The sequence below is a fragment of the Aeromicrobium sp. S22 genome, assembly GCF_009661045.1.
Classification (GTDB): Bacteria; Actinomycetota; Actinomycetes; order Propionibacteriales; family Nocardioidaceae; genus Aeromicrobium; species Aeromicrobium yanjiei.
Genome location: NZ_WJWV01000001.1, coordinates 168844 through 181933, shown reverse-complemented (window position 1 = coordinate 181933; position 13090 = coordinate 168844). Strand labels below are relative to the sequence as shown.

Below are 13090 nucleotides of genomic sequence, written 5' to 3'. Positions count from 1 at the left end.
GTTCCGGGGGCGCGGTGACGCGAGCCGAGGCTCAGGCGAACTTCTCGCCGTTCTTGGCCTTTTCCAGCAGCGAGGCCGGCGGGGCGAACCGATCGCCGTACTTCGCGGCCAGCTCCTGCGCGCGAGCCGTGAACGCCTCGACGCCGATCGAGCCGTCGGCGGCCTCGTAGCCGTTGACGTACTGGATCGCACCGCCCTGCATCGCCGGGAAGCCGATGCCGAAGATCGAGCCGATGTTGGCGTCCTGGGTCGTGCGCAGCACGCCCTCGTCCAGGCACTTGATCGTCTCGAGGCTCATGATGAACGTCAGACGCTCCTTGAGGTCCTCGAACGGGGGCTGCTCGTCGGCGACCGGGAACTTCTCGGCCAGACCGCTCCACAGTCCCTGACGCTTGCCGTCGACGTACTCGTAGAAGCCGGCGCCCTTCAGGCGGCTCGGGCGACCGATCTCGATCATCGTGTCGATGATGTCCTCGGCGGCGTTGGCCTCCCACGTGCCTCCGGCCTCCTCGACGGCGGCCTTCGACTCGTTGCGGATCTTGACCATGAGCTCGAGGTTGAGCTCATCGCTGAGCTGCAGCACGGGGGCCGGGAAGCCGGCCTGGGTCGTGGCGCGCTCGATCGAGACCGGGGAGACTCCCTCGGCCAGCATGCCGATGCCCTCGTTGACGAACGTGCCGATGACGCGGCTGGTGAAGAAGCCGCGGCTGTCGCCGACGACGATCGGCGTCTTCTTGATCGCCTTGGTGTAGTCGATGACGCGCGCGATGGCCTCGTCGGACGTCTTCTCACCCGCGATGATCTCGACCAGCGGCATCTTGTCGACGGGGCTGAAGAAGTGGATGCCGATGAAGTCCTCGGGACGCTCGACACCGTCGGCCAGGATCGTGATCGGCAGCGTCGACGTGTTCGAGCCGAGCAGCGCGTCCGGCTTGACGACCTTCTGCAGCTCGCCGAAGACCTCGTGCTTGAGCTTGACCGACTCGAAGACGGCCTCGATCACGAAGTCGCTGCCCTCGAGGGCGGCGTAGTCATCGGTGGGCGTGATGCGCGCCAGGAGCTCGTCGGCCTTCTCCTGCGAGAGGCGTCCACGGGAGACGGCCTTGTCGACGAGGTTCTGGCTGTACGACTTGCCCTTCTCGGCGGCCTCCATCGAGACGTCCTTGAGGACGACCTCGAAGCCGGCCTTCGCCGAGACGTACGCGATGCCCGCGCCCATCATGCCGGCGCCGATGACCGCGATCTTCTCGGCCTTGGTCGGCGCGATGCCCTCGGGACGGGACTTGCCCGCGTTGATCGCACCCAGGTCGAAGAAGAAGGCCTGCGTCATGTTCTTGAACTGCTGGCCGATGATCAGGTTGACCAGGTAGCGCGACTCGATGCGGCTCGCGGTGTCGAAGTCGACCTGCGCACCCTCGACCGCGGCGCTCATGATCGCGCGGGGAGCCTTGTAGAGCGCACCCTTGGTCTGCTTGCGCAGATTAGCCGGGAACGCCGGCAGGAACGCCGCGAGCTTCGGGTTGGACGGAAGTCCGCCCGGCATGCGGTAGCCCTTGCGGTCCCACGGCTGGGTCGCGGCCTCCTCATTGCCGGCGTTGGCCTCGATCCACGCCTTCGCAGCCGGGATCAGCTCGTCCTGCGAGGCCACGAGCTCGTCGATCAGGCCCTCGGACAGCGCCTTGGCCGGCTTCATCTGCTGTCCCTGGAGCAGGAACTTCATCAGCGCGTCGGAGATGCCGAACATGCGAACGGTGCGGGTGACGCCGCCGCCACCGGGCAGCAGGCCGAGGGTCGCCTCGGGCAGGCCCACGGAGTAGCCGCCGTCGACCGCGATGCGGTGGTGGGCCGCGAGGGCGATCTCCAGGCCGCCGCCGAGGGCCGCGCCGTTGATCGCCGCGACGACCGGCCGGCCGATCGTCTCGAGCTTGCGGAGGGTGGCCTTGATGGCCTCGACCTCGCCGAACAGCCGCTCGGCGTCCGCAGGGGTCGCCTGGGTCATGAGCTTAAGGTCGCCGCCGGCGAAGAAAGTCTTCTTCGCCGAGGAGATGATGATGCCCTTGACGGACTCCGGGTCGTTCGCGATGTCCTGGGCCACGCGGTCGACGGCAGCAGCCATCGAGTCGGCGTAGTCCTGGTTCATCGTGTTGGCGCTCTGGTTGGGATCGTCCAGGACGAGGTTGACGATGCCGTCCTCGACCTCGTGACGCACTGCTTCAGTCATGTGTGTTCTCTTCTCGGAGGTGGGGACGGGGTCAGCTGAGGCGCTCGACGACGGTGGCGATGCCCATGCCGCCGCCGACGCAGAGGGTGGCCAGGCCGTAGCGCTGGTCACGACGCTCGAGCTCGTCGATCAGGGTGCCGAGGATCATCGCGCCGGTCGCACCCAGCGGGTGGCCCATCGCGATCGATCCGCCGTTGACGTTGGTCTGGTCGTGCGGGTAACCGCCCAGGTCCTTCATGAGGCGCAGCGCGACAGCCGCGAAGGCCTCGTTGATCTCGAGCAGGTCGATGTCGCCGATGCTGAGGCCCGCACGGTCGAGAGCCTTGAGGCTGGCCGGGCCGGGGCCCGTCAGCATGATGGTCGGATCGGCGCCGGACACCGCGGCCGACAGGATGCGCGCGCGGGGCTTGAGCCCGTGACGCTCGCCGGCGGCCTCGTTGCCGATCAGCACCAGGGCGGCGCCGTCGACGATGCCCGAGGAGTTGCCCGCGTGGTGGACGTGGTCGATCTTCTCGATCCAGTGGTACTTCTCGAGCGCGACGGCGTCGAAGCCGCCCTGGTCGCCGATCTGCGCGAACGACGGCGGCAGCGACGCGAGGCTCTCGGCGGTCGTGCCCTCACGCACGAACTCGTCGTGGTCGAGGATCGTCAGGCCCGAGGCGTCCTTGACCGGGATGACCGAGTTCTTGAAGTAGCCGTTGGCGATCGCCTTGGCGGCACGCGCCTGCGACTCGGCGGCGAAGGTGTCTACGTCGAGGCGGCTGTAGCCCTCGACCGTCGCGATGAGGTCGGCGCCGATGCCCTGGGGCACGAAGTCGGTGTCGAACGCGGTCTGCGGGTCCATCGCCCACGGGCCGCCGTCGGAGGCCATGGGCACGCGGCTCATGGACTCGACGCCACCGGCGAGGATCATGTCCTCCCAGCCCGAGCGCACACGCGCCGAGGCCTGGTTGACGGCCTCGAGGCCCGAGGCGCAGAAGCGGTTGAGCTGGACGCCGGCAACCGTGTCGGGCAGGCCTGCCGCGATCGCTGCGGTCTTGGCGATGTCGCTGCCCTGGTCACCGACCGGTGAGACACATCCGAGGACGAGATCGTCCACGGCGTCGGTGTCGAGGGAGGGGTTGCGCGTGCGGATCTCGTCGATCAGGCCGGTGACCAGCGAGATCGGCTTGACCTCGTGGAGCGACCCGGACTTCTTGCCGCGACCTCGCGGCGTACGGATGGCGTCGTAGACGAAGGCCTCGGTCATAGGAAATGTCCTCGCAGAATCTGGTGGATGACGCGTCAGCAGAACTGACACGACTGATTGTGACACCAACACTGTCATTGTCAAAGGATCGAGGGTGTGTGAGACGTCTCGTCACCCGGTAGGTGGCATAAGGTCAGCCCATGACTCCCAGTCCCGCCGACACGATGAGCGTCGAGCAGCTCGCGTCCCGCGTCGGCATGTCCGTGCGGACCGTGCGCTTCTACGCCGGTCGCGGTCTCATCCCGCCGCCCCGCCGCGAGGGTCGCAACGGCTTCTACGGCCCCGACCACCTGGCCCGGCTCGAGCTGGTCAAGGAGCTGCAGGCCCACGGCTTCACGCTGTCGGCGATCGAGGGCTACCTCGAGAACATCCCGTCCGACGCGACGCCCGAGCAGGTGGCGGTGCACCGCACGCTGCTCGCGCCGTGGATGGCCGATCGCCCCGAGGAGCTGGACCGGGCCGCCCTCGAGCTGCGGGCGGGCCGTGCGCTCAGCGACGACGACATCGAGATGCTGGTCGCCCTGGGCGTGGTCGAGCCGACCCCGACCGAGGACGTCTTCCAGGTCGCGCCGGCCCACCTCGCGGTGGGGATCCAGTTCATCGAGACCGACATGCCGATCGAGGTCGCGCACGCCTCGCGCCGCATCTTCGACGAGGCGGGCCGGGCCGTGGCCCGCGAGATCACGGAGGTGTTCCGCACGATGTGGTGGCCCGAGCTGCGGGCCTCGGGACGTCCGGTCGAGGACATCACCGCCCTGATCGAGCGGTTCAAGCCGCTCACGATCCAGGCCCTCGTGACGGCCTACGAGACCGCGGTCGACGAGTCCAAGCGCGAGACGGTCCGCCGTCGAGCCGAGAGCTGACGACGGACCGCGAGGCTCACAGGCCCATCGTGCGCCCGATGATCTCCTTCATGATCTCGGTCGTGCCGCCGTAGATCGTCTGGATCCGGCTGTCGGTGTACGCCTTGGAGATCGGGTACTCGCTCATGTAGCCGTAGCCACCGTGCAGCTGCAGGCACTTGGCCGCGGCCCGGTTCTGCAGCTCGGTGGTCCACCACTTGCCCATCGCGGCTTCCTCGATCGTCAGCTCGCCCTTGGACAGCGCGACGATGCTCTTGTCGACGAAGGCCTGACCGATCTGGACCTCGGTCTCGAGCTCGGCCAGCACGAAGCGCGAGTTCTGGAACGAGCCGATCGGCTTGCCGAACGCCTTGCGCTCCTTGACGTAGTCCAGCGTCATGTCGATGATCGCCCGGGTCGCGGCGATCGCGCCGACCGAGATCGCGAGGCGCTCCTGCGGCAGCTTCTCCATCAGGTAGATGAAGCCCTTGCCCTCTTCGCCCAGCAGGTTCTGCACCGGGACGCGCACGTTGTCGAAGAACAACTCGGCGGTGTCCTGCGCCTTCAGGCCCATCTTGTCCAGGTTGCGGCCGCGCTCGAAGCCCTCCATGCCGCGCTCCAGGACGATGAGGGAGACCCCCATCGCGCCGGCGTCCGGATCGGTCTTGACCGCGACGATGACCAGGTCGGCCAGGATGCCGTTGGAGATGAACGTCTTGGCGCCGTTGACGACGTAGTGGTCGCCGTCGCGCACCGCGGTGGTCGTGATGGCCTGCAGGTCCGAGCCCGTGCCCGGCTCGGTCATGGCGATCGCGGTGATCGCCTCACCGGTGCAGAACTTCGGCAGCCAGCGCTGCTTCTGCTCCTCGGTGGCGTACGAGAGCAGATATCCCGAGACCAGGTCGGTGTGCAGGACGAAGCCGACGCCGCTCGCGCCGATGCGGATCATCTCCTCGGACATGATCGCGTTGAAGCGGAAGTCGTCCATGCCGCCTCCGCCGTACTCCTCGGGCATCATGAATCCGAGCAGGCCCAAGGCGCCGGCCTTCTCCCACAGCTCGCGCGGGACGATGCTGTCCTTCTCCCACTGGTCGTGGTACGGCGCGATCTCCTTCTCGCAGAACGTCCGCACGGTGTCGCGGAACGCGTCGTGATCGGCTTCGTAGATGCCTCGCTGCATGATGCCCTCTTCTTGATTCAGTCGGCTTGGACGGCGACGCCGTCGGCGATGAGCTGGTCGACATCGGCGATGCCCCAGGCGCTGAGCGCTTCTGTGGTGCTGGCACCCGCCCGCTCGGGCGGGGTGGTCAGGGTTGCGGGCGTCGCGGAGAAGCGCGGCGCCGGCGCGGGCTGGGTCAGCCCGTCCCGCTCGACGTACGTCCCGCGGGCCACGTTGTGGGGGTGCGTGTACGCCTCCTCGATGCTCAGCACCGGGGCCACGCACGCGTCGGTGCCGTCGAAGACCTTCTCCCACTCCGCACGGGTGCGGGACGCGAACGCCTCGGTCAGCATCTGGCGCAGCTCGCCCCAGCGCGCGAAGTCGTACTGGCCCGGCGCGTCGGTGAGCTCGAGGCCCTCGATCAGCGCGGCGTAGAACTGCGGCTCGAGCGGACCGACCGACATCCACTCGCCGTCCGAGGTCTCGAACACGTCGTAGAACGGGGTACCGGTGTCGAGCATGTTGGTGCCGCGGGGGCCGCTCCAGGTGCCCGACTGCTGCATCGCGACGATCATCGACATCAGGTGTGCGGTGCCGTCGGTGATCGCGGCGTCGACGACCTGCCCCTCGCCGGTGCTGCGGGCGTGCATGAGCGCAGCCAGCACGCCGGTCACCAGGTAGAGCGATCCGCCGGCGAAGTCACCGACCAGGTTGAGCGGCACCTGCGGGGGCCCGCCCGCCCGTCCGATCGCGCCGAGCGCACCGGCGACCGAGATGAAGTTGATGTCGTGCCCGGCGGTCTGCGCGAGCGGGCCGTGCTGGCCCCAACCGGTCATCCGGCCGTAGACCAGACGCGGATTGCGCGCGTGGCACTCCTGGGGCCCGAGACCGAGCCGCTCGGTGACGCCCGGGCGCAGGCCCTCGATCAGGATGTCGGCCGACTCGACGAGATCGAGCACGGTCGCGACGCCGCGGGGGTTCTTCAGGTCGATCGCGACCGACGGTCGTCCGCGGCCGAGGATGTCCTTGTCCGCGGAGCCGAGCTGCAGCGCATTGCCGCCGGGCCGGTCGACCCGGATGACCTCGGCTCCGAGGTCGGCCAGGAGCATGGCGGCGAACGGGCCGGGGCCGATGCCGACGAGCTCGACGACGCGGACGCCGTGAAGGGGACCGGACTGCGTGGTGATGGTCACACTATGATTGTGACAGTTGAACTGTCACGGTTGCAAGTGGCGTCCCCGCATACCATCGGTATCTTGGCGACATGCTTTCCGAACTGGTCCACACCCGCAAGGGCTCGGGCGAGCCACTCGTCCTCATCCACGGCATCGGTCACCGCCGCCAGGCCTGGGACCCCGTGCTCGAGACGCTCGCCGAGTCGTACGACGTCATCGCGGTCGACCTGGCCGGCTTCGGCGAGTCCCCGGCCTATCCCCTCAGCGCTTCGTACGACATGGACTCCGCGTGCGACAACCTCACCGACAACTTCGCGCTCTGGGGCATCGAGCGGCCCCACGTCGTCGGCAACTCCCTCGGCGGTGCGATCGCCCTGGAGCTGGGCGCCCGCGGCCTCGCCCGGTCGGTGACCGCGCTGAGCCCGGCCGGCTTCTTCGGCACCCTGAACCGCCTGCAGACGTTCGCCCTGCTCATCGCGCTGCGGCTCAGCAGCCAGCTGCCGGTGGGTGCACTGCGCGCGCTGTCGCGGCGCGCCTGGGGACGCCGCCTCGCAGGCGCCTCGCTCTACACGCACCCCGAGCGCTTCACCGCCGACGAGGTCTTCGGCGACGCGCTGGCGCTCAAGCACTGTGCAGGCTTCGAGCGCACGATCGTCAAAGGGGTCAACTACGCGTTCCGCGGCCGCCTCGACGTGCCGACCACGATCGCCTGGGGCACACGCGACGTGATCCTGCCCTACAGCTCCTCGGCGATCGCGCAGGAGCGGCTGCCCGACGCCCATCACGTGGCCCTTCCTCGCTGCGGACACGTGCCGATGATCGACGACCCGGCCCTGATCGCCCGCGTCATCGAGAACACGATTGCCCGGACGGAGGAGACCGCCGCGGCCTAGGGTCGGGACATGCAGTTCACCACCACCGGATCTGTCCCCCGCCTCAACCTGACGCTGATGATCGAGGTGATCGAGACGCTTCGGGCGGAATGGGCCGCCCTGCAGTTCGCCGCCGACGGCAACGTCATCAACCCGCTGACCAGCCAGCCGGTCGACACCCTGCGGCTCGCCGAGGGACGACACCGCGCCTCGGGCGCTCGCTACGAGATCGTCACGCGCACCCCCGTGATGGCGGTCGATCCTGAGAAGCAGAGCGCGCTTCAGGCCGAGCTGCTGACCGCTACCGACATCGACTGGGACGAGTACGGTCGGCGACTGACCGAGATCACCGTCCCGACCGGCGAGATCAGCGAGAGCCGGACCACTTTCACCCTGCGCCACGACGACGCGCGCACCCTGGCCGTGACCGTCGCCGACCCCTCGGAGCTGTGGTCGGTCGACGTCGACATCGTCCACGGACGTCTGCCCCGAGTGCAGCTCGCCGGCCGTCTCGACGCCACCAAGATGCTGATGGCGGAGGGCACGCCCACGTTCTTGGCCCGCCGCCTGGGCGGGACCGGCACGGGCACCGCGACGATCGACCTGGGCACGATCGAGCGTGCCGGCGGCGGGACACTCGCCGAGGGCTCAGGCCGGCTGAACCGGTTCAGCGCGGACGGCTCGGCCACCGTTCGGACGACCGCCCGGTCCTGGGACGTCGAGGGACAGGCAGAGCTGACCGGCACCGGACTGGGCCGGCTCGTCCTGCGGTTCATGCGCAGACGCATCCAGACTGCAGCCGACGCCGCTGTCGCGCAGTGGTGGGACGGGGTGCCCTCGACCGTCGTCGGAGCGCAGACAGCGATCCGCGAGGCCGAGAGGCTGATCGAGCAGGAAGGCGGGCTGGCCAGGGTCGTCCACCACACCCTGTGGGAGGAGGGATACGCCGACCGCATGGAGGCGACGTACCCGCCGGAATCAAAGGCCGCCGAGCTGGGTTGACCCGGCCGTGGAGATCTACGACTCGCTGGTGATCGGTGCAGGACAGGCGGGGCTGTCGGCGTCGTACCACTTGGCCCGTCGCGGCATCCGGCACGTCGTCCTCGACGCGGACGACCGTCCCGGCGGCGCATGGCAGCACCGCTGGGACGCCCTGACGATGCACGACGTGCACGGGGTCGCCGACCTGCCGGGCGCCGAGATCCCGCCCGACACGGGACGGGAACGGGCCAACCGGTTCGTCCCCGCGTACTTCGCGGACTACGAGCAGCGCTTCGGGCTCCCGGTCGTGCGGCCGGTCGCGGTGTCGCGGGTCCGCGACGACGACGGCCTGCTGGTCGTCGAGGCGGACGCGGGCTCGTGGACGACCCGCACCCTGGTCAACGCGACCGGAACGTGGAGCCGGCCGTTCGTCCCGCACTACCCGGGCATCGAGACGTTCCTCGGCGAGCAGCTGCACGCCTCGGACTACCCCGGCCCCGACCACTTCCTCGGCAAGCGCGTGGTGGTGGTCGGCGGTGGCGCGTCGGCCGTGCAGTTCCTCGGCGCGCTGGCCCCGATCACCGAGACCGTCTGGGTCACGCGTCGCGAGCCGGTGTGGCTCGACCACGACTTCACGCCCGAGGTGGGCCGGGCCGTCGTCGCGAAGGTCGAGGAGCGCGTACGCCAGGGGCTGCCGCCGCGCAGCGTCGTCAGCGTGACGGGTCTGCGGCTGCGCGAGCAGGAGCGCGAGGCCGAACGCCTCGGCGCGTACGCCGACCGCCGCCCGACGTTCGCCTCGATCGAGCCCCACGGGGTGCGGTGGGGAGACGGCTCGTTCGAGCCCGCGGACGTGATCCTGTGGGCGACGGGATTCCGCCCGGCGATCGAGCACCTTGCCCCGTTGCGCCTGCGCAGCCCGCTCGGTGGCATCCAGCTCGACGGGACCACCGCCGTGGCCGATCCCCGCGTCCAGATGGTCGGCTACGGCCCCTCCGCCAGCACGATCGGTGCCAACCGGGCCGGGCGCACCGCCGCGCGGGGGGTCGCCGACCGGCTCCGGGCGGCTGCGGCGGTCAGCCCCGGCGGGTGAGGAAGCTCGCGTCCAGGTCTGCCGCACGCGGGCAGCCGAGGAGCGCGAGCGCATTGTCCAGCTCGTCCACGAGCTGCTGGATCACCTGCTGCGCACCGGCCGTACCCTCGCAGGCCAGACCCCACAGCACGGGTCGCCCGACCAGCACGGCGTCCGCGCCGAGCGCGAGTGCCTTGGCCGCGTCCCAGCCCCGGCGGATCCCGCCGTCGACGAGCACGTCGATGCGTCCGTCGACCGCCTCGACGACCGGGCCGAGCGCATCTGCTCCCGACAGCACGGTGTCGAGCTGGCGTCCGCCGTGGTTGGAGACGATGATGCCCGCGACACCGGCGTCGACCGCCCGCTCGGCATCGGCCGGGTTGAGGATTCCCTTCAGCACGACCGGCAGCCCTCCGGCCTCGCCGATCGCTGCGACGTCGTCCCAGGTCAGTGACGGATCGTGCATCGCGTGCCGCTCGGCCGGTGTCGCGGGGCCCTTCGTCAGCTGCGCATAGGTGGGGTGGGCGAGGACGTGGTGCGAGCGCTCGTCCCGCTCACGGCGACCCCCGGTCGGGAAGTCGACCGTGATGACCAGCGCCTCGTAGCCGCCGTCCTTCGCCGCCTGGACCAGGTCGTCGGTGACGGCACGATCCTGGAAGACGTACAGCTGCATCCACCGATCGGCCTCGCCCATCGCCCGGGCCACCTCGCGCGGGTCCGTCGTGGTCTGCGACGACAGGACGTACGTCGCGCCGGTCGCCGCCGCCGCCGTGGCCGTGCCGATCTCGCCGTCGGGGTGCGCCCCGAGCTGATAGGCCATCGGGGCGACGAGGAACGGATGCGGACGGCGGCGCCCCAGGAGGGTCACCGAGCTGTCGCGCTCCTTGACGCCGACCAGCACCCGGGGGGCCAGGACCAGGCGGCGCCACGACTCGACGTTGTCGCGCAGCGTGATCTCGTCGCCGGCCCCGCCCGCGAAGTAGCCGTACGTCGCCTCGTCGAGCAGCTCGGCGGCCCGCGCCTCGAAGTCGTTCACGAGCTCACCTTAGGCGCGTCAGCTGCGATGGCGGGCCAGGAACTCGGCGGTCCGTGGGCTCCTCGGCGCGGTGAAGATCTGCTCGGGCGGTCCGGACTCCTCGACCAACCCGTCCGCCATGAAGACGATCCGGTCGGAGATCTCCCGCGCGAAGGTCATCTCGTGCGTGGCCATGACGATCGTCATCCCGTCGCGGCGCAGCTCACGGATCACGTCGAGCACCTCACCGACCAGCATCGGGTCGAGCGCCGAGGTGATCTCGTCCAGTAGCAGGAGCCTCGGTCGCATCGCGATCGCGCGCACGAGGGCGACCCGCTGCTGCTGCCCACCGGACAGCGCATCGGGATATGCCTTGGCCTTCTCAGCCAGGCCCACGCGCGCGAGCAGCTCAGCGGCCCTCGCCTTGGCGTCCGCGGCCGAGACGCCGCCGGCCTCCGTCGGGCCGAGGGTGATGTTGCGCTCGACCGAGAGGTGCGGGAACAAGTTGTACGCCTGGAACACGATGCCGATCTGGCGGCGGACCTCGTCCTCGTCGATGCGCGGATCGGTGATCTCCTGGTCGTCCAGCCAGATGTCTCCGTCGTCGACCTGCTCGAGCAGGTTCAGGCAGCGCAGCAGCGTGGACTTTCCCGACCCCGAGGCGCCGATGAGGCAGATGACCTCGCCCTCGGCGACGTGCAGGTCGATGCCCTTGAGCACCTCGTTCGTCCCGAACGACTTGCGGACGGCCTCGGCTCTCAGCAGCGGCGGCGTCATGTCACCAGTCCGTTCTCGCGGCGCAGCGAGCGCACCGTCAGGTAGTCGGTGATCCGAGCGAGCGGGATCGTCGCGGCGATGAAGAACAGGGCCGCGACGACGTACGGCGTGAAGTTGAACGTGCGGCTCTGGTCGACCTGCGCCGAGCGCAGGGCCTCGACCAGCCCGATCGTCGCGAGCAGGGCGGTGTCCTTCTGCAGCGACACGAAGTCGTTGAGCAGGGCCGGACCGACCCGCCGGATCGCCTGCGGCAGCACGATCTTGCGCATCGTCACGCCGTACGAGAGGCCGAGCGCGCGACCGCTGGCCCACTGGGTCGGGTGGATCGACAAGATGCCGGCCCGGATGACCTCGGCGACGTACGCGCCGTAGCTCAGGGTCAGGGCGATGACGCCGAGCCAGAACAAGCTGGTCGGCACACCAGTGAGCTGAAGGGCGGGCAGGCCGAATCCCACGAGCAGCACCACGAGGAGGGTCGGCGTGCCGCGGAAGATGTCGGTGTAGAGGACCGCCAGGACCTTGATCGGCGCGAGCGCTGGCGCCGGGACGACCCTGATGATCGCGATGAGGACGCCGAGCAGCAGCACCAGCACCTCGATCACGAGGAACAGCCGGATGTTGAGCCAGAACGACTGCGCGATGCCGGGCAGGGAGTCCTTGGCCTGCGCGAGGTCGAAGAAGGTCCGCCGGACATTCGACCAGCCCGGCGACTGCGTCACGGCGAGGGCCAGACCGCCGAGCACGACGATCGTCGAGACCGCCGCCACCGCACCCCGGCGAAGGGTGCGGCGGCGGCGGTACTGCTCGCGCTCGAGCTGGCGTGGGCTGGGACTCACTTCAGCTCGGGGACGTCCGTGGCCTGGTCGAGCCACTCGTCCTCGAGCTGCTTCAACGTGCCGTCGTCCGCGAGCGCGTCGACTGCGGCGCTGACGCACGGGGTGAGCTTGCTGCCCTTGGCGAGCAGCAGGCCGAACTCCTCCTGGTCACCGGTCTCGGGCTGGAACTGACCGACGATCGTGCCGCCGTCGATCTCGGCGGCGGTGAGGTAGTACGCCGAGGGCAGGTCGGCGACGATCGCGTCGACCTGCTTGTTCTGCAGCGCCTGGACGGCCTTGGTCGTGTCGTCGTAGACCAGCGCCTTCGTGGACGGCTTGATCTGCTCGTTGACCGCCTGGAGCGATGTCGTGCCGACCTGGGCGCCGAGCTTGGCGTCCTTGAGCTCGTCGAGGGTCTTGGCGTCCTTGAACGGCGAGGAGTCGAGCGTGATGATCGCCTGCGCGGCGGCGTAGTACGGGCTGGAGAAGTCGACGGCCTTCTTGCGGTCCTCGGAGATCGAGAACTGGTTGATGTCGAAGTCGAAGTTCTTCTTGCCGGGCTGGATGACCTGGTTGAAGCCCGCCTTGACCCACGTCACGTCGTCCTTGGCGAAGCCGAGCTTGTCGGCGACCGCGTACGCCACGGCGGACTCGAAGCCCTTGCCGTTGCTGGGGTCGTCGTCGCTGAACCAGGGGTCGAACGCGGGGTCGTCGGTCGCGACGGTCAGGGTGCCGTCCTTGAGGAGCGGGAGGTCATCGACCTGGCAGTCCGCGAGGGACGAGGCGGCCGAGGTGCTGGCGTCGTTCGAGTCGCCGTCGGAGTCGGCGGGAGCGCAGGCCGCGGTCAGCGCGAGGGCCAGCGCGGCGATGGCGGTGAGTCCGCCGGAGGGGGAGATCTTCATGGCGCAAGCGTAG

The 13090-nt window shown here is 69.5% G+C and carries 12 protein-coding genes; 4 read left to right on the top strand and 8 right to left on the bottom strand.

Annotated elements, in window-relative coordinates; translation table 11 throughout:
* Positions 1-31 precede the first annotated feature (31 nt).
* The gene (locus GEV27_RS00930) at positions 32-2221 is read right to left on the bottom strand and encodes a 3-hydroxyacyl-CoA dehydrogenase NAD-binding domain-containing protein (RefSeq protein ID WP_153909762.1); all 2190 of its coding nucleotides are present in this window, start codon (positions 2219-2221) and stop codon (positions 32-34) included.
* Between the two features lie 31 nt (positions 2222-2252).
* Entirely contained in the window at positions 2253-3470 is a 1218-nt protein-coding gene (locus GEV27_RS00925) for an acetyl-CoA C-acetyltransferase (protein ID WP_153933234.1), read from the bottom strand.
* Positions 3471-3610: 140 nt separating this feature from the next.
* On the opposite strand from GEV27_RS00925, the gene GEV27_RS00920 reads away from it, so the two are divergent.
* Entirely contained in the window at positions 3611-4333 is a 723-nt protein-coding gene (locus GEV27_RS00920; protein WP_153654825.1) for a MerR family transcriptional regulator, read from the top strand.
* A 16-nt stretch (positions 4334-4349) separates the two neighbouring features.
* Here GEV27_RS00920 and GEV27_RS00915 read toward each other — a convergent pair whose 3' ends face one another.
* Together GEV27_RS00915 and GEV27_RS00910 are read right to left on the bottom strand one after the other, a co-directional pair.
* The gene (locus GEV27_RS00915; RefSeq protein ID WP_153654826.1) at positions 4350-5492 is read right to left on the bottom strand and encodes an acyl-CoA dehydrogenase family protein; all 1143 of its coding nucleotides are present in this window, start codon (positions 5490-5492) and stop codon (positions 4350-4352) included.
* Positions 5493-5509: 17 nt separating this feature from the next.
* Positions 5510-6664 carry a CaiB/BaiF CoA-transferase family protein gene (locus tag GEV27_RS00910; protein ID WP_208430992.1) on the bottom strand — a complete coding sequence of 385 codons (1155 nt, stop codon included), beginning with the start codon at positions 6662-6664 and terminating at the stop codon, positions 5510-5512.
* 71 nt (positions 6665-6735) lie between these two features.
* Here GEV27_RS00910 and GEV27_RS00905 point away from each other — a divergent pair, with 71 nt between their 5' ends.
* The 3 genes from GEV27_RS00905 to GEV27_RS00895 are packed head-to-tail and all read left to right on the top strand — an operon-like array spanning position 6736 to position 9589.
* Complete coding sequence (locus tag GEV27_RS00905; protein WP_153933233.1) at positions 6736-7539, top strand: alpha/beta fold hydrolase; 804 nt, start codon at positions 6736-6738, stop codon at positions 7537-7539.
* Positions 7540-7548: 9 nt separating this feature from the next.
* Positions 7549-8520: a hypothetical protein gene (locus tag GEV27_RS00900; protein ID WP_153933232.1), complete on the top strand. Its 972-nt coding sequence runs from the start codon at positions 7549-7551 to the stop codon at positions 8518-8520.
* 7 nt (positions 8521-8527) lie between these two features.
* Positions 8528-9589: an FAD-dependent oxidoreductase gene (locus tag GEV27_RS00895; protein ID WP_309221956.1), complete on the top strand. Its 1062-nt coding sequence runs from the start codon at positions 8528-8530 to the stop codon at positions 9587-9589.
* Here the strand turns inward: GEV27_RS00895 and GEV27_RS00890 are convergent.
* From GEV27_RS00890 to GEV27_RS00875, 4 genes are read right to left on the bottom strand one after another with little or no spacing between them, the layout of a single operon-like run.
* Positions 9573-10604, bottom strand: coding sequence for an alpha-hydroxy acid oxidase (locus GEV27_RS00890; RefSeq protein ID WP_309221955.1), 1032 nt, complete (start codon positions 10602-10604; stop codon positions 9573-9575). The two genes, GEV27_RS00895 and GEV27_RS00890, sit on opposite strands and share 17 nt — an antisense overlap.
* 18 nt (positions 10605-10622) lie before the next feature.
* Positions 10623-11360, bottom strand: a complete 738-nt coding sequence (locus tag GEV27_RS00885) for an amino acid ABC transporter ATP-binding protein (protein WP_153933231.1) — start codon at positions 11358-11360, stop codon at positions 10623-10625.
* Positions 11357-12196: an amino acid ABC transporter permease gene (locus GEV27_RS00880; RefSeq protein ID WP_153654832.1), complete on the bottom strand. Its 840-nt coding sequence runs from the start codon at positions 12194-12196 to the stop codon at positions 11357-11359. Before GEV27_RS00880 ends, GEV27_RS00885 begins: the two co-directional genes overlap by 4 nt.
* Positions 12193-13077 (bottom strand): ABC transporter substrate-binding protein, encoded by an 885-nt coding sequence (locus GEV27_RS00875; RefSeq protein WP_208430993.1) that lies wholly within the window; start codon positions 13075-13077, stop codon positions 12193-12195. Before GEV27_RS00875 ends, GEV27_RS00880 begins: the two co-directional genes overlap by 4 nt.
* Positions 13078-13090: the final 13 nt, after the last annotated feature.